We start from the raw sequence: 17808 nt of genomic DNA, 5'->3' as shown, positions 1-17808 counted from the left end.
TTAAACAGGATTATTACTAAATCGCCCACCGGCTTTAAAACTGGTGGGTTTTTGCTTATGGTCGTTTAATAACGTTCGTGATTATCCGAACAAATGCAACGTAGCCATTGCAATTGTTCATGATTAATCGTAGAATGATGCCATCAAGAGGAAAAGGAGCACGTAATGGAACACTTTTTTAAGCTAAAGACGTACAATACGTCCGTTGGTACCGAAATTTTGGCTGGATTCACTACATTCTTTGCCATGTCATACATTCTTTTTGTTAACCCCCAGTTGCTCTCCTTGACGGGGATGCCATCCCAGGCCGTCTTCCTGGCAACCATTATTGCCAGTGCTACGGGGACCCTGGTTATGGGGCTGTTTGCCAACGTACCCTACGCCCTGGCACCAGGGATGGGGCTCAACGCCTTCTTTACTTACACCGTCGTCTTTGCGCTCGGCTACTCCTGGCAACAGGCGCTGGCCCTCGTGTTCATTTGTGGCCTGATCAACATTTTGATTACCGTCACCAGCATTCGGAAGACCATTATTGCGGCAATCCCACAGGTTATGCAGCATGCCATTAGTGGTGGTATCGGGGTATTTGTTGCCTACATAGGGTTGAAAAACGCTGGGTTCCTCCAATTCACTTCCGATTCATCCGACATTTTGTCCATTAACGACAAGGCGTACAATGCGCACGCAGCGGTGAAGGGTGTGACTAGCGTGGTCACTGGCGGCGGTATCGTACCCGCGTTGACTAGCTTTACGCAGTCTGGTGCTTTGCTCGCACTGATTGGGTTGATCATCATGACCATTCTCGTGGTGAAAAAGGTACCCGGGGCCGTCATGATTAGTATCATTGCAACCACAATTATTGGGATCCCCATGGGCGTGACTGACCTGAGCTTTGCTTCTAGCAACTCCCTGGGTTCGTCCATTCACCAGCTAGGTACCACGTTTGGCGCCGCATTTAGTCATGCCGGATTTGGCACGCTGTTTAGCAATAGTAGCCATATTCTCCTGACGTTGATGACCATCTTTGCCTTCTGCTTCTCCGATACGTTTGATACAATTGGGACGTTTATCGGTACTGGTCACCGCAGCGGTATTTTTACCGACGAGGAAATTCACGAACTGGAAACGACTAAGGGCTTTGCGACCCGGTTGGACAAAGCGTTGGTGGCAGACTCCGTGGCCACAAGTATTGGCGCCGTCTTTGGTACATCCAACACGACGACCTATATTGAAAGTGCTGCGGGGATTGGTGCTGGTGGCCGTACCGGGCTGACCAGTGTGACCGTTGCCATCCTGTTCGTTATTTCGGGCCTGTTTGCACCGATTATTTCCATCGTACCGACGGAAGCCGTAGCACCAGCCCTGATTCTGGTTGGGGTCATGATGGCTTCTAGTCTCAAGGAAATCAACTGGAGTGACCTCTCCGAAGCTATCCCGTCGTTCATGGCCTCCGTAGTCATGGGACTTATTTACAACATTTCTTACGGGATTGCGGCCGGCTTCATCTTCTACTGCCTGATTAAGATTATTGAAGGTAAAGTGCGTGAGATTCACCCAATGTTGGGTGTGGTGACGATTGGGTTTATACTTAACTTCATTGTATTGGCCATTCTCTAACTAATTAGTTAGGCTCGTTTACTTGAAATATGCGCATCATTATTGGGGGTCACCTGGCGAATGTCGGGTGACCCTTTTAGGTGCGTTGGGACTGGGGAAGGGATTTGCCTGACAATTTGGCTGGTGGTTGGCGGCCCTTGGTGGACCTACGTGTTAAAATACAATAGTAAAGTAAGTAGACAGGGGGTGGCGTTGTGGCCATCTTTGAGAAGTATCACCCAATTATGTCGGTGCACTACACGATGGACTGGCTGACCATGGCCAAACTCAAAGAAGTATTTGCACTGCGGCAGGATCCTGAAATTGCTCGTGGTCAGGAGCGGCCGGTTGACACCGTGATTGGCGACACCGCTCACTACGTTAACCGCGCCATGGCGCTGGTGATGCGCAACCAGGCGCTACTCTATGGCGTGCAGGATCGGGCCACTGGCCGACTGATGGGCACCTTTGGTTTGTTCAACGTGGACGAGCAACGCATGACGGCGTCGGTGCGTCTTGCTACGCTGGCGGACACCAATCCGGCAGTGATGGCGGAGGTGTTACCCCGAATGCTGGGGTTTGCGGTGCACGAATTGGAGCTCCAGTGGTTAACGGCTGAGCAAATTGTGCGGTCCACGGATGCGGCGCTGTTTCAGCAGCACCACTTTGCGCCTGAGGGCCAGCACCTGGTTTTGGACGCCAGCAAAATTATGCATGACGAACAGTATATGTTTTAGCTTAGATTGATGATGAACGGGGGTGTCCATCTATGCGGCAAGAATCCCTTTTTGGTGATGACGCGGGAGATACGCGGTCAGCACAAGCGGACCAGGGCTATCAGCCACTGGCTAGTCGCTTGCGGCCGCAGACCCTCGCTGAATTTGTGGGGCAGGAGAACCTGGTTGCTCCCGGCCAGGTTTTGTATAACCTGATTGAACGTGACGAAGTGAGTTCCATGATTTTTTGGGGTCCGCCCGGTGTGGGTAAAACCACGCTGGCCCAGCTGATTGCGCGACAAACCAAGGCTGCCTTCGTGACCTTCTCTGCGGTCACGAGTGGCATCAAGGAAATTCGCAAAGTAATGGAAGAGGCGGAGGGCAACCGCGAGCTGGGGCAAAAAACCATCGTCTTCGTGGATGAAATTCACCGATTTAATAAGGCCCAACAGGACGCGTTTTTGCCGTACGTTGAACGCGGCAGCATCATTCTGATTGGGGCGACGACTGAAAACCCGTCGTTTGAGGTCAACGCCGCCCTCTTATCGCGGATGCGGGTCTTTGTGTTACACGCATTAACCGCCGATGAGCTGGTGCACCTACTGCATAATGCCATTGAGAGCCACCGCGGCTTTGCCGATTTCACCATCGATATTAGTGACGACTTACTCCACGCCATCGCGGATTACGCGAATGGGGATGCGCGGACGGCGCTGAATACACTTGAGATGGCGGTCACTAACGCCCGAATTGTCGATGGTGTGACGCAGGTGACCAAAGACGATTTGGCGCAGATTATGGGTACTAAAGCCTTGCTGTACGATAAGCACGGCGAGGAGCACTACAACATCATCTCGGCTTTGCACAAATCGATGCGTAATTCGGATGTGGATGCTGCCATCTACTGGTTGGCCCGGATGTTGGAGGCGGGGGAGGACCCGCTGTATGTGGCACGGCGGCTGGTCCGCTTTGCGAGTGAGGACGTCGGGATGGCGGACTCACGGGCGCTGGAGATTGCGATTGCGGCGTACCAGGCGTGCCAATTTCTGGGGATGCCTGAGTGTAACGTGCACCTGACGCACGCGGTGACGTACCTGGCGCTCGCACCGAAGAGTAACCAGATGGAAGTAGCGTACAACAGTGCGGCGGCGGACGCTAAGAACACGATGGCGGAGCCGGTGCCGTTGCAGATTCGTAATGGGGTCACGGGTTTGATGAAGGACTTAGGTTACGGCAAGGATTACCAGTATGCGCACGACACCAAGGATAAGCTCACCACGATGCAGACGATGCCGGATAATTTGGTGGGGAAGCGGTATTACCACCCTACTGATCAGGGTAGCGAAGCGCGGGTAAAGCAGCGCGTGGAGCAGATTCGAAAGTGGCATGAGGAACATGATGGGAGAGCGGAGCCCCGCGGTTAGAAGGCAGAGCATAAGTTACTATCGCCGAAAGGCCCGTACTTGGCCTTTTGGTGATAGTAGCTTATGCGTCGCTTTCTGCGGGGCGCAGCTCGTTTTAAAACGCACGAGTAGCGAGGGAGCGCAGTAGCATTTCACCTTTACTCGGCTACCGAGACCCGGACGCGTTGCAGTTAATCATTTTACATTCCATATGAAGGAGAAATACTATGTGGCAGGCACTAACCGGCATCTTTGCCGTTGTATTTATCGTTGCGTTGGTGCTGACCATCGTGATGATTGTGAAAAATCGGCGTAATTGGGCGTCAATCATGGTGACGTTAGCGACCATTAGCTTTATTGCGGCGTTGGTGTGCGCGTATCTATGGGGGCAAGCATAGAACATCTGCCGATTTTATAGCGAGATGCCACTGTTTCAGTCCAGACTAAATAAACTCAAAAACCGTGCTATCTATACACTCATCTAGTGTATGGATAGCACGGTTTTGTTAATGCTTATTCTTCGCTGTGTTCCCCGTCGCTCCCAATGAGGTACCCGATTGCGGGTATCATCAGTGCGACGCTGAGAACTGCAATGACTACGAGAATCACGATGCTGGTGATCACCGTGCCGGACGCGATGCCGTCGGTGAGTGCCTCGCGGTAGCCGTTGATTGCGTACGTCATCGGCAGGAATTTCTGCATGGATTCGTACAGCGGGCTGATGGTTTCAGCCGGGAACAGACCACCGGAACCGCTCAGTGTCAGTAGCGCCAGTGCGATGAAGATACCAACGCGGTTGAACGCCAGGTTCAGCAGCATGGTGAGGTACTGCGCTGCGAGGGCAAAGAGGATGGTGATGCCGTAGAACGCGGCCACGTGGTTCACGTCGAGGCCGAACGCCATAATCAGCGTGGCTTCGACCACAGCCATGGCTACGGCCACGCCGGTACCAACAGCGAGCTTAGTGCCCAGGAACTGGAATACCGATTCGTCTTTGCCATTGCGACGCCGCATTGGGTAGCCAAAGTTGAAGATGATGATCCCAATGAAGAGGGCAAGGGCGAGTACGTATGGTGCCAGTGCCTGACCGTAGTTAACCACCTTCGTGTACTTGATTTCAGTATCCTTCGACGGTTGGGCAAACATCTTTGCGGTCTTGCCAGTCAAACTGGTCTTGGCGATGGTGTCGCTACCGCTCTTCAGGCCGGTGGTGAGCTTGTTGGAACCCTTGTGCAACTTCTTCACGCCGCTCACTAGGGTTGGCACACTCGCGTTCAGCGTACCTAAGCCACCGCTAATCTGGCTGGAGCCGGACACGAGGGCGCTGGAGTTAGCGTTCAGCTGCTTGGTGCCGTCGTATAGTTGGGTCACACCAGAGGCCAGCGTTGGTACGCTGTTGTTCAAAGTAGCGAGGCCGGCGTACAGCTGGCCGGAACCGGTGTACAACTGGGAAACGCCACTCGATAGGGTAGGAATGTTGCCACTAAGAGTGGTGAGACCGCCAGAAAGTTGCTGGGCGCCGCTGTTCAGAGCAGCGGAGTTGCTATTAAGGGTGTTGGCACCGGCAGCTAACTGGTTAACGCCGGAAGCCAAGGTTGGTACCTGGCTGTTAAGGGAATTGAGGCCGGTAGATTCCTGGTTCGCCCCGTCTGCCAGTCTTTGAACGTTACTAGTTAACGTTGGTACTTGGGCTTCCAACTTTTGGAGGCCGTTGCTTTCCTGTTGCGCACCATCAGTCAGTTGCTGAATACCGGTAGCCAGTTGTGGTGCCTTACCATTCAGGGTATCGAGCCCGGTGTTAATTTGCGCCGAGCCAGATTTCAACTGGTCTAGCGCACTGTCGAACTGACTGATTGCTGATTGCAAACCGGTTGGATCGCCAGCAGAGTCTGTCGCCGTGCTGGTTAAATTAGTCTTCACGATGCTCAAGACGCTGCTTTGGGTGGAGTACGCGGTCAACGTGGAGCTTTGGGCCGTCTTGACCTTGGCCCAGGCCGCCGTTAACGCTGCTTTCTGGTCGACATCCGTTACGCCGTCGATGGCGGTCTGCATTTCGGTATTCGCTGAGTCCTGGTTAGCTTTCAAAGTAGCGTAGGACTTCAGGATACCGGACATCATATTCAGGGTGGATACTTGCGAATTGATTTTACCCTGTAGCTTGTCCATCTTATCCTTCATCTGGCTGATACCGTCAGCGAGTTGCTGGCTACCATCATCCAGTTTCTGGACGGAGCTGGTCAGGTCGGTGTCCTCGGTGTCGCCGTTAACCTGCCCGTTCAGCTGGTTGGCGCCACTGTAAATTGAGCCGGCACCCGTGTTGAGTTGGTTGATTGCTGATGCCAAAGAAGGGTTGTTATCGCTGCCAGTAGTAACGGCAGCGTTCAGTTGGTTCAGGCCGTCACTTAGTTGGGTGCCACCGTCGTTCAACTGCGATACACCTTTGGACAACGTCGGAACGTTACCTTGTAGCTGGGATAGTCCACTTTGCACCTGGCCAACCCCGCCAGTGTAGCTCTGCACGCCGGACGCCAGGGTTTTCCCGCCGGCATCTAGCTGGGTCACCCCGCTAGCCAGCGTTGGAACCTGAGCGTACAGTTGGCCGAGCCCCTTGTACAGCGAACCGCTACCGGTGTATAGCGCGCTCACACCGCTAGAAAGTGTGGGAATCTGGGCGTACAGCTGGGACATGCCGGAGTGCACCTGCGCCACGCCGTTCGTGTAGGTCACGACGCCGGCAGTGAGTTGGTTACTACCCGTTGCGAGTTGCGAGACGCCACTTGGCATTGCGGCCGTGCCGCTTTGGAGGGTACTGATACCGTCCGTAATCTGCTGGGAACCGTTAGCCGCGGTTTTGAGCTGCTTGCCAATGCTACCAATTTGCTGAATAAAGGTTTGTGCGTATGTTTGTGTGACCTTGGCCTTAATCTGGTCGTTGAGCTTATCACTCCCCACCTGGCTCATGACTTCCCCAATGTAGTTGAGGGAGCCGTTGGTCTTGTAAGTAAAGTGCATCTGTTGGGGAGTCTTGTCGAGCACCGTAGCCGCATCCCGGGAGAAATCCTTCGGGAATGTGATGACGGCGTAGTACTTGTTGTCCTTGAGTCCCTGCGCTGCGGCTTTGGCAGTCGTGACGTGCCAACCCAGCTGGTCGTCTTTGCGTAACTTGGCGACCGTCTGCGCACCCACGTTGACCCGCTGACCCTTGAGCGTGGTGGGCTGGTCCAGGTTGACTACCGCGATGGGTAGCTTGCTGGTACGGCCGTAAGGATCCCAGGCCGAGGTGAGAAAGCAGTAGGAGTAAAAGATGGGGATGAGGATGGTCGCAACCATTAGCCAGATCACCCATTTATGCCTCAGCATGTGGTGTAACTCTTCTTTGATCATCGTTATTTAACGCTCCTTCTTCGATATCTCCGGTAATCTGATACACGTGTAACTGATAACAAATTAGTACGGTAAAGTGTGGTATGGATGGACAAATAACACCGTGATATCAATTGTTTAGAACTCACGTGGTAATTAAAAAGCAACAAAAAATGGCGAATACCGCGCAGTTCATGGGAGCCAGTTTACAGAAATCTTTATAACTTTTGAATGATACGTTTGTAACCTATACATCAATAAAATTGTTTGTACCACGTAAAAACGCCCTCAAACGCGCTGAGGCGTTCGGGGGCGTTGGGGGTCAATTGACCTAGATATTATTCGGCGTTGCTATCGTTCGTGTCAGATTCTTCGTCTTTGCCGATGATGTAGCCAATTGCCGGGATCATGAGGGCGATGCTCAGGATAGCGACCACAATTAGAATGACGGTACTGGTGGTGACCGTGGTGCTACTAATACCGTCAGTAATCGCGTTGCGGTAACCGTTAATGGCGTGCGTCATGGGCAGGAATTGTTGAATGGACTCGAATAGTGGGTTGATGGTCTCGGCGGGGAAGAGGCCGCCAGATCCGCTCAGGGTCAACAGTCCTAGGGCGATGAAGATACCGACCCGGTTAAACGCCAGGTTGAGTAGCATGGTCATGTACTGTGCGGCGAGGGCGAACAGAATGGTGATGCCGTAGAATGCGCCGACGTGAGCCACGGGCAGGCCGAGCAGCATAATCAGCGTAGCCTCGATGATCGCCATGGCAACTGCGACTACCGTACCGACCGCTAATTTGGAGAAGAGGAACTGCATCACGGTTTCGTTACGATGATTCCGCCGCCGCATCGGGTAGCCAAAGTTGAAGATGATAATCGCGATGAATAGTGCGAGGGCCAATACGTATGGTGCCAAAGCGGCGCCGTAATTCGCGACCTTCGTAAACCGTATCTGCTTGTCGGTTGCAGGGTTAGCAAACATTTTGGCGGTTAGCGGCGTGAGGTGGGCCTGACTAATTTGCAGGGCACCATCCTTCAGCCCGGTGGTGAGCTGACCTGAACCATCATTAAGGCGGTTAATACCGTCCATCAACGTTGGTAGGCTGGCGTTCAGTGTGCTCAGCCCACCAGCCAGCTGACTAGCACCACTCTTCAAAGCGGGAGAGTTGCTGTTCAGCAGTTGGCTACCGTCGTAAAGCTGTTGTACGCCTGACCGTAATGTTGGTACGGCTGCGTTCAGTTGGTCGGCACCATCGCGCAATTTGCCGGAGTTAGCTTTAAGCTGCTGGGTGCCGTCGTACAGTTGCTTGACCCCGGAGGCCAATGTTGGCGCAGCGGCGTTCAACTGCCCGGCACCGTCGCGGAGCTTGGCGGAGTTAGCGTGGAGCTGTTGCGTGCCGTCGTACAACTGGGTGACGGCACTGGCGAGACTGGTGGTCTGGTGACCCTGCTCGTCAACACCCACGTTCACAGCATTGTTCAGCTTAACCAAACCGTCGCGGAGCTGGGTGACGCCGGCAGTCAGGCTGGTCGTCGTACTGCCATCAGCAGCAACGCCCACGTTGACGGCGTTGTTCAACTTGTTCAGGCCGTCCTTCAACTGGGACACGGCACTCGCGTACGTTGGGTGGCCGCTGACGTCAGCGTGGTTTAACTCGTTGTCCATGGTTTCCAGGTTATCAGCAAATTTCTGGATGGCGACCTTCAGCCCCTTGGGGTCGCCTACAGCGTCGGTGTCCGTCCGCTGGATGCTGTTTTTGGCAAAGCTGAGGTAGCCCTTAGTGGTGTTGTAGGCCGTATCCTTAGCGTCTTTGGCACCGGTGTAGCTGGCTTCAAACTTACTCAAAGCCGCCTGGGCGTCGGCGTCACCGGACTTAGCTACCGCCGCCTTGAGGCTAGCTAGGTCGTTATCAGCCGTGGTGGTGGCAGTTTTTTGCAGCTTCTCAAAGTGAATTAGCGGGTAGACTTTGTCGGTGCCGGCCGGGAGACCGAGATCGCTGGTGGTGATGCCTTTTGGTGTCAGGATAGTCGCAACGGGTAGCCCGATATCAAAGGTCTGGAACGCGGAACTAATCAACGTGTTTTGGTCAGAGATGGCCTGTAGTAACTTGGTCATCTTGTTGTGTAACGTGGCGACGCCGTCGGGCAGGTTGACCTGGTCATCCCCCAATTTGGCCTGAATGGTGTAGTGGTCCAGGTCGTTAATACCGGTGAGTAGGGCCTTAGTACCCGAACTCAAAGTAGAGTTGTCACTCGATTCCGGCACGACACTGGTATACATTTGGTTGATGCCGTCAGTCAGTTGCTGGACGCCGCCGGTAAGTTGCGGGGCGTTGGCGTTAATCTGTTGGATACCGTCGGCCACCTGGTCCGTGCCGCCGGTGTACTGGTTAACCCCGTCGGCCAGTTGACCAATGCCACTTTGCAGGGCCGGGGTGTTGCCGTAGAGTAGACTGATACCATCGGCCACCTGATCCGTGCCGTTAGTATACTGGTTGATCCCGTCATCGAGTTGGCCGACTCCAGCAGCCAACTCGGGTGTTTTGGCGTGCAGTTGCCCGAGCCCGTCCGCTACCCGACCAACGCCATCCGTGTATTGGTTGATGCCGCTGGCGAGCTGGCCGGAGCCAGCGGTTAGTTGCTGAACCCCGCTCGGCATCGCCGCGGTTTTGGCCTTCATTTGCCCCAGGCCATCGCTAATCTGGGTTGAACCGTCAGCGGCTTTGCCCAGTTGCTTGCCAATACCGTGCATTTGGTCGATAAACGACTGGGCGTAGGTTTGGGTGACCTTGGCCTGAATTTGGCTGTTCAGTTTGTCACTACCAACCTGACTCATTACTTCACTAATATAGTTGAGTGAGCCGTTGGTCTTATAGGTAAAGTGCATTTGTTGCGGCTGCTTATCCAGCACCGTCGCCGCGTCGCGCGAAAAGTTGCGCGGGAAGGTGATTACGGCGTAGTACTTATTGTTTTTCAGCCCGCGGGCCGCTTCCTGGGCGGAGGTGATGTGCCAGCCTAGCTGGTGGTCCTTCCGTAACTTGGCGACGGTTTGTTCACCAACGTTGACGGTTTGCCCCTGTAGCTTGGTCGGTTCATCGAGGTTGACGACCGCGATGGGCACCTTGCCCGTGTTACCGTACGGGTCCCAAGCAGAGGTGAGGAAGAAAAACGAGTAGGTGATTGGAATCAAAATGGTGGCGACCATCAGCCAGATGACGCCGCGATTGCGTATGATGTGCTGCAGCTCGGATTTAAGCAAAGTGGGGTACTCTCCTTCATGGTTGTTGTTGGGGTGACACATTTAAATAACGCGCATCGTTATTTAAAACACATGACGATTAATTGAGCCCAGAACGTTAATACGTGTGCCTGACCTGCAAATGCATGGTCGACCCAAACATTACAAATTGCGTATAGCCTATGAAGGTAGTTTACATGGGATTTGGGTGTCTTGACTACGGTACGAGTGTCACGGATAACCGAACTAATTCTACGCACGCAACCGCTTACTATAGTAGAATAGGTGTATTACCAATACGGGGGTACGCAACATGTCAGACCGGTTACCACAGCAGCTGCAAGAATTACTGTCCGCCGAGAGTGTGTTCCAGGCGGTTCAGGATGGCGCAACCAAGCGTCTACTGGCCAATTTAACCAAAGCCGAACGGGAAGCGTTACTGACCGCGATTCCCAAGATCCTGCTGGCGGCAGACAGCAAGCCAGACGCTGCCGGCAAAGTGGATGTGGAACAGATGATCCACGACTCGCATAACTTGCACCGTGACTACGACTTGCTTAGCGAGTTTGGCCGCATCTTTGAATCTCGCCGCAAAAAAAGGTAGCCGCAAGCGGCTACCGTAAGTTGGTGTGCGGATGTGGCTGGCTGGCAACGTTACCCGCAATGACGCGGGTACGGTGCCGCTGTGCCGGGCGCGGGGTGCGTTGTGGTTCGGCGGCCGGCAATGGTCGCGGTTCCTGGGGCAAGTCCGCGGGGGCTTCGACAAACGTGATCTTGGCGTGCACCCGCTGAATGAGCATGACGGTGGCGGCGCCCGCGATGAAGGCTAGTGCTGTGGCGGTTTTAGACATGGCTTTTCCTCCCTCTGTGACAATTGTTACTATTATTTTAACATGGTGTGCACCCCGTGGTGTACGCGGTAAAATGGTGTACAGGATGGTCGAACAAATGGTCGTTCTGCGCTATACTAAAGTAAGGTGCTGTGAGCGGTTACCAATCACGGCCGGTCTATTGTTCGTGCGGCGTAATGCCGTGCACCTTTGACCCAAAAAAATGGAGGTTGCTGTAATGACGGAATATTCTACACCCGAGTACTTTGCAAAGATGACTCGGTACTGGCAGGCTGCCAACTACTTGTCTGTCGGCCAGTTGTACCTGAAGGACAACCCATTGCTCAAACGGACCATCGTGGCTACGGACGTTAAGGTTCACCCAATCGGCCACTGGGGCACGATTGCGGGGCAGAACTTTATCTACACCCACTTAAATCGTGTCATTAACAAATACAATCTAAACATGTTCTACATTGAAGGCCCAGGTCATGGTGGCCAGGTCATGGTCTCCAATTCATACTTGGACGGCACTTACACTGAGGACTATCCTGAGGTAACCCAGGACCAGCAGGGGATGCAGAAACTGTTCAAGCAGTTTAGTTTTCCTGGTGGGGTGGCGAGTCATGCCAGTGCGCAGACACCGGGATCAATGCATGAAGGTGGCGAATTAGGCTACTCCCTCAGTCACGGCGTTGGTGCTATCCTGGATAACCCGGACGAGATTGCGGCCGTTGTTATTGGCGATGGCGAAAGTGAAACTGGCCCGCTCGCTGCTAGCTGGTTTAGCAACACGTTCATTAACCCGATTAATGATGGTGCGGTACTGCCAATTATTCACATGAACGGGTTTAAGATTAGTAACCCGACCATCTTGTCGCGTAAGTCCGATGAAGACGTACGGAAGTACCTGGAAGGCGCAGGCTGGGCACCCATCTTTGTTGAGGGTGACGACCCAGAAAAGCTCAATCCAGAAATGGCACGGGCCCTGGACGAGGCGGTGGAGAGTATTCGTGCCATCCAGCAGAATGCTCGCGAGACCGGCAATGCTGGTCAGCCACACTGGCCAGTGGTCGTCTTCCGTTCGCCAAAGGGCTGGACGGGCCCGAAGGAGTGGGATGATGACCCCATTGAGGGCTCATTCCGCGCACACCAAATCCCGATTCCCGTCACCTCTGAGGACATGACTCACGTTGACGCGCTGACCTCATGGCTAAAATCGTACCATCCTGAAGAACAGTTTGATGCTGCAGGGCATTTGGTACCGGAACTGCAAGCGTTGTTGCCGGACCACGACCACTTGATGGCGGCCAACCCGATTACTAACGGGGGCCTGTCGCCACAGCCGTTGAAGTTGCCCGACTTTAAGAAGTACGCTTTGGACAACTCGAAGCCTGGCCGTTTAACCAAGCAAGACATGATTGTTTGGTCTGACTACCTGCGCGATTTGATTAAGCTGAACCCGACGAACTTCCGCGTCTTTGGTCCGGACGAAACGATGAGCAACCGGTTGTACGGCTTGTTTGAAGAGACCGCGCGGCAGTGGCTTGAACCAATTGACGAACACACGGACGAAAAGCTGGCGACCTCTGGCCGGATTATTGACTCGCAACTTTCTGAGCACCAGAGCGAAGGCTTCCTGGAAGGCTACACGCTGACCGGACGTCACGGCCTCTTTACTAGTTATGAAGCCTTTCTGCGGGTCGTGGACTCCATGCTGACGCAGTACTTCAAGTGGGTTCGTGAGGCCAGTGAGCAGCCATGGCGGCGTCACTACCCATCATTGAACGTGGTTGCAACTTCGACCAGCTTCCAGCAGGATCACAACGGGTACACGCACCAGGATCCAGGGATTCTGACGCACCTGGCAGAAAAGAAGCCTGAATTTATCCGGGAATACTTGCCAGCGGACGCGAACTCACTGCTTGCTTTGTCACCAAAGCTGTTTAGTAGTTCCGAAACGGTTAACTTGCTGGTGACCTCTAAGCAGCCACGGCCACAGTTCTACAGTATCGAAGAGGCCCAACGCCTCGCTGATGCCGGGATGGGCCGGATTGATTGGGCCAGCACCGACGATGATGGCGCACCAGAGGTAGTGATTGCTGCTGCTGGGACTGAACCGAACATGGAAAGTTTGGCTGCCATTGACCTGCTACGGGTTACGTTCCCGAACATGCGGATCCGGTTCATTAACGTCATCGACCTGCTTAAGCTCCGGCGGCCGGAGCAAGATCCTCGTGGCTTGACCGACGCTGCGTTTGACGACCTGTTCACGGTGGATAAGCCCGTCATCTTTGCCTTCCATGGCTATGAAGGACTCATTCGCGACATGTGGTTCGGCCGGCACAACCAGAACCTGCGTATCCACGGCTACCGTGAAGACGGTGATATTACTACGCCGTTCGACATGCGGGTACTGAACGAACTTGACCGTTACCACCTGGCCAAGGATGTGATTGAGGCCGTTGGCGGGTACGGCGACGAGGGCAAAGCCTTCATCGACCGGATGGACGCCACGCTGAAGTACCACAATGACTACATTCGCCGCGAAGGGGACGATATTCCCGAAGTACGCGAATGGCAGTGGACGCCAGTGAAATAGACTATGCTCAATTAACGTTGGCTATGCACATTGGGGCTGTGACATTGGTTACGGCTCCTTTGCGTATCCCGGGGGTTGATTAGCACCGAACGGGGCCATTGTTTAGAATTATTGCGGGTAGTTGACCTTTGATATTTGTCGTTCCTGTGCGATACTGATAACAAGAAAAGTGGCCGCCGCTGGTTAAGTGACCGCTGTTGAACGTGGTTCCCAATGAACGAATGGAGCACCAATTTATGAAAGTAGTTGTGATTGGTTGTACCCATGCAGGTACGGCCGCGGTCCAGGAAATACTCAACCGCGATCCCGAGACGGAGGTGGCGGTATATGAGCGCAACGCGGATATCTCCTTTTTGTCGTGCGGTATTTACCTCTACCTAGGTGGGGTTGTCCGCGACCTACACGACGTTTTTTATGCTACCGGGCCTGAGGTTGAGGCGATGGGACTGCACGTGGGCGTACATTTACGGCATGACGTCACGCTAGTTGATGCCAAGCGCAAAGTAGTGGAGGTTCAGGACCTCGAAACTGGCGAGAAGTTCAGCGATACCTACGACAAGCTGATTGTCACCACTGGTTCGTACCCAGTGGCTTCACCTATCCGCGGCGTGAACGTCGAGAACGTCTTTTTGTGCAAAAACTTCAAGGATGCCCAGGCAATCAAAGCTGCCTCTGACCAGGCTAAGCGGATTGCGGTTGTTGGCGGCGGGTACATCGGCGTCGAGATTGCCAGCTCCTTTGCCCAACAGGGCCGCCATGACGTGCTGCTGATTAATGGCCGCCACGGACTGCTGAGTCATTACGTTGACCGCGGGTTGGCGAGTCGAATCGGGGATGACCTGCGGAACCACGGGGTTGACCTACATGATGGCGAACACGTGCTGGAATTTGACGGGGATGGCGATGGCCGGGTGTTTATCCGTACCGATAAGGGCGAGATTGAAACCGACATTGTGATTCTATGCGTCGGGTTTCAACCCATGACGGAGTTGGTTGCCGGTATGGTGGACCTGGACCGCAGTCAGGCCATCATCGTGAACGACCAGATGCAAAGTAGCGACCCGGACATTTACGCGGCGGGCGACTCGACCGTGGTGCGGTTTAACCCCACGGGTCAGTATGCCTACGCCCCTTTGGCTACCAACGCCGTACGTCAGGGCAAGATTGCGGGAGCAAACATTATTAATCCCGGCAGCATCCACTACATGGGTACGCAATCCACTAGCGCGCTAAGCATTCTGGAGCACAACATGGCGACCAGCGGCCTGACCTACAGCCGGGCCCGTAAGTATTTTGACGACGTTGATTTTGTTGAATTTAGGGATAATTATCGTCCGGAATTTATGCCGACGACGACGCCGATTGAGGGTACGCTGGTATTTCGGCGGTCAACCCGGCAGATTCTCGGCGGGCAATTTTACAGCAAGCTGGATATCTCGATGTGCGCAAACGTCATTTCGGTAATGATCCAAAATAAGAATACCGTGGACGATTTGGGGTATGTGGATATGTTGTTCAACCCCAACTTTGACCGTCCGTGGAACTACATGAATTTGTTGGGTCAAGCCGCAATCAATAAGCTTGACCAACCGCAATAGACACGCACTCTGGGAGGAAGACTCATGAACGCATGGAACCTGATCGGTGTGGCGGCGTGGATTATTCTCGTCGCTTACCTCATCTTTATCGTGATTAACATTCGCCAGCGGCACCTCAAGATGATTGTGGTACACGGCAAGCACCGCTCCGGGCGGACCATACTGCTGGACCTTGTAGAGGTGATTGTTTTCTGCGCTGCGTTGTACGGCTTGGTTTATGCGGCCTGGCTGCGGCCAACTAACTTTACGAATAAGGCAGAGGCCACGGTGACCTACCAGTACCAACCGTTGGTATTGCAGACGGATGATAAGCACTCGTATTACGCTGAGGTTCGTTCGGGTGCGGGGAAGAATTCGTTGATGCACTACACGTATTGGGTGGAGAACGCTAAGGTTGAGGTTAACAGCAATGACGCAACCGTTTCTAACGGCAGTAGTATTCTGAACATGCAGGCTTCCCACTTCCCGTGGAACGCCAAGAAGCTAACCTCGATGGATCAGCAAACGGACAAGGCATTTGTGGCGACGATTAAGGCCAAGTACAAAGGCAACTTTTTGAACGGCCTGGGTCTTCGTGCCGGTAAGGTGGGGGACACCTTCTCGTTGATTCGGGTGCCAAGTGATGACTTTACGACCATTGTACCGTTGAACGACGGCAAATAGATTTTGAAGTAGTGACTGTACGCTGCCGGCAAAATCAGTGGCTACGGAAAAACGATGAACATCGACGCCGGCCGGCTTCTGACCGGGCGGCGTTATGGTGAGAAGCCAGCCTACAGACGTGGACCACAATGCGGCTCCCTGTGCCGAACCCAATACGACCGATATTCCTAAATTAGGGAATATCGGTCGTATTACGTTAGTGCTCGGATCTACCGCATTGTGGTCCACTCTCTTGTTGTTCTTTGACTAATTCATAAATTTTGGCGGACGGAATGTCCGGTGGTGCGCTTTGTAGGATAATAAACGTAAAGAATATTAGTCGCAGGCTGGGCGCGACGTACAAAAGGAGAAATTAGTATGGCTTTGAGCATTATCATTGTAATCTGGCTCCTGCTGGCGATTATGTCCGGTTGGCGTCAGGGCCTGGCAATTACGGTTATTTCGATGGTGGGTAACGTTATTTTGTGGGTGATTGCCATTGCGGCGTACCAACCGCTGGCCGTCAAGTTTGGCGGGGCGGATGTTGGGTTCGTCGGCAAAATCGTCACGTTTATACTCATTATCGTGTTGGGTAAGCTGTTGATTCACTGGTTGGCTCGCATGTCACGGCACGTGACGTGGATTCCGGTCATTAAGCAGGCGAACAGCTTGGGCGGTGCGATCGTGGCGGTCATTTTCAATTACATTGCCATATTCATCGTGCTGTCGTTATTGTTATTGGTGCAAAATACGTGGATGACTTCGCAGTATGCGGAGTCGGCGCCGGCACAGTTTATTATCACGAACTCGCCGCTACTGAATAGTAATAAGTTTCAAAACTGGTTGGGGACGAGCAACAACCAGGATAACAATAGCGATACTAACGGTACGGACAATACGGATACGACGGATAGTTCAAGCAGTAGTTATTAGGACAAAGTAAAGGGACACAGTAATGTTACTGTGTCCCCCAGGGCGTCGGTTACTGGGCGCCCTTATTGAACCAAATACCTGTCGCAAAGATGGTGTGCACACCAGACGGGTCCACGCACCCGTCGTACGCTAGGTGGTCGGTTGATTCTGTGGCGGATCAACGGCGGGGAGGCGGTGTGACAGTTGTAATCCGGTGTTCATTTCCCCATATTGAACCAAAAGTCTGGATTCGTTGTAATCACTGAGCACGTCTGCGGCCATACGGGCTAACTCGGTGGTGATCCCGGCACTCACTGAGGCATCCCGTAGTAGCACGATTGCTCGTCTAATCATGTTGTATTCCCGCAGTTGGCGTAACGCGCGGTGGTAGTGATCAACGGTAATCCGTTTAACTTGTAATGTTGCGGCATCCATAGTCGCACCCCCTATCCCGGTATTGTTATCCTTAACCACGACCACAGTGTAAATGTAATTGGTGGGTAATGCATCAAAAAACTGTTATTTTTCCGATATTTGACTATTTTTGTTTAGAGGGCAAAGCAAGGCGGTTAGAAAGCAGAGCATAAGTGGCTCTAACCGAAAGGCCCGGTTTTGGCCTTTTGGTTAGAGCTGCTTATGTGTCGCTGTCTGCCTTGCTTTGCCCGTTTCAATACCTGACACTAACGGCAGAGCGTAGTAGCTTTCCCGCCACGGGCGACGTTGAGAACTGCATCTCGTCCAACTAACAATCGTTCATCGAACTGACAGGTGTCGTCAAAATGGTGGTGTGTTGGAACATCGGGTCCGGAAACGTAGTTGTCACCATGTAGCGTGAGGCCGCGTCGGTCAGGTTGGTGAGCGGAGGCGTGTGGGGTCGGAATGGTAACCACTGCCGGGGTGTAAC

The 17808-nt window shown here is 53.5% G+C and carries 13 protein-coding genes; 9 read left to right on the top strand and 4 right to left on the bottom strand.

The window, feature by feature from the left end; translation table 11 throughout:
• Nucleotides 1-165 precede the first annotated feature (165 nt).
• The 4 genes from LPA02S_RS02415 to LPA02S_RS11610 all read left to right on the top strand — a co-directional run bounded on the left by LPA02S_RS02415 (nt 166) and on the right by LPA02S_RS11610 (nt 4113).
• The gene (locus LPA02S_RS02415; protein ID WP_056956104.1) at nt 166-1617 is read left to right on the top strand and encodes an NCS2 family permease; all 1452 of its coding nucleotides are present in this window, start codon (nt 166-168) and stop codon (nt 1615-1617) included.
• Between the two features lie 194 nt (nt 1618-1811).
• Entirely contained in the window at nt 1812-2333 is a 522-nt protein-coding gene (locus tag LPA02S_RS02410) for a GNAT family N-acetyltransferase (RefSeq protein WP_054648307.1), read from the top strand.
• 32 nt (nt 2334-2365) lie between these two features.
• A complete protein-coding gene (locus tag LPA02S_RS02405; RefSeq protein WP_056956105.1) occupies nt 2366-3736 on the top strand; it encodes a replication-associated recombination protein A in 1371 nt (456 codons plus the stop codon).
• A gap of 206 nt (nt 3737-3942) precedes the next feature.
• On the top strand, nt 3943-4113 hold the full coding sequence (locus LPA02S_RS11610; RefSeq protein ID WP_156301945.1) for a hypothetical protein: 171 nt from the start codon (nt 3943-3945) through the stop codon (nt 4111-4113).
• Between the two features lie 115 nt (nt 4114-4228).
• On the opposite strand, the gene LPA02S_RS02400 is transcribed toward LPA02S_RS11610, so the two are convergent.
• Together LPA02S_RS02400 and LPA02S_RS02395 are read right to left on the bottom strand one after the other, a co-directional pair.
• Nucleotides 4229-7075, bottom strand: a complete 2847-nt coding sequence (locus LPA02S_RS02400; protein ID WP_169798382.1) for a YhgE/Pip domain-containing protein — start codon at nt 7073-7075, stop codon at nt 4229-4231.
• Between the two features lie 341 nt (nt 7076-7416).
• Entirely contained in the window at nt 7417-10341 is a 2925-nt protein-coding gene (locus LPA02S_RS02395; RefSeq protein ID WP_056956107.1) for a YhgE/Pip domain-containing protein, read from the bottom strand.
• Between the two features lie 292 nt (nt 10342-10633).
• On the opposite strand from LPA02S_RS02395, the gene LPA02S_RS02390 reads away from it, so the two are divergent.
• The gene (locus LPA02S_RS02390; RefSeq protein ID WP_056956108.1) at nt 10634-10924 is read left to right on the top strand and encodes a hypothetical protein; all 291 of its coding nucleotides are present in this window, start codon (nt 10634-10636) and stop codon (nt 10922-10924) included.
• A gap of 10 nt (nt 10925-10934) precedes the next feature.
• On the opposite strand, the gene LPA02S_RS02385 is transcribed toward LPA02S_RS02390, so the two are convergent.
• Nucleotides 10935-11171, bottom strand: a complete 237-nt coding sequence (locus LPA02S_RS02385) for a Ros/MucR family transcriptional regulator (protein WP_056956109.1) — start codon at nt 11169-11171, stop codon at nt 10935-10937.
• A gap of 217 nt (nt 11172-11388) precedes the next feature.
• On the opposite strand from LPA02S_RS02385, the gene LPA02S_RS02380 reads away from it, so the two are divergent.
• The 4 genes from LPA02S_RS02380 (at nt 11389) to LPA02S_RS02365 (ending at nt 16925) form a co-directional block, all read left to right on the top strand.
• Nucleotides 11389-13752 carry a phosphoketolase family protein gene (locus LPA02S_RS02380; protein WP_420835947.1) on the top strand — a complete coding sequence of 788 codons (2364 nt, stop codon included), beginning with the start codon at nt 11389-11391 and terminating at the stop codon, nt 13750-13752.
• Between the two features lie 236 nt (nt 13753-13988).
• On the top strand, nt 13989-15350 hold the full coding sequence (locus tag LPA02S_RS02375; RefSeq protein ID WP_056956111.1) for an FAD-dependent oxidoreductase: 1362 nt from the start codon (nt 13989-13991) through the stop codon (nt 15348-15350).
• Between the two features lie 24 nt (nt 15351-15374).
• Entirely contained in the window at nt 15375-16013 is a 639-nt protein-coding gene (locus tag LPA02S_RS02370) for an LVIS_2131 family protein (protein WP_056956112.1), read from the top strand.
• Between the two features lie 357 nt (nt 16014-16370).
• Nucleotides 16371-16925 (top strand): CvpA family protein, encoded by a 555-nt coding sequence (locus LPA02S_RS02365; RefSeq protein ID WP_054648287.1) that lies wholly within the window; start codon nt 16371-16373, stop codon nt 16923-16925.
• Nucleotides 16926-17054: 129 nt separating this feature from the next.
• On the opposite strand, the gene LPA02S_RS02360 is transcribed toward LPA02S_RS02365, so the two are convergent.
• On the bottom strand, nt 17055-17339 hold the full coding sequence (locus LPA02S_RS02360) for a hypothetical protein (protein WP_054648285.1): 285 nt from the start codon (nt 17337-17339) through the stop codon (nt 17055-17057).
• Between the last annotated feature and the right edge of the window lie 469 nt (nt 17340-17808).

The organism is Lacticaseibacillus pantheris DSM 15945 = JCM 12539 = NBRC 106106 (assembly GCF_001591865.1).
Classification (GTDB): Bacteria; Bacillota; Bacilli; order Lactobacillales; family Lactobacillaceae; genus Lacticaseibacillus; species Lacticaseibacillus pantheris.
Note: the sequence above shows the minus strand (reverse complement) of the source record. Positions and strands in the feature narration are given on the sequence as shown.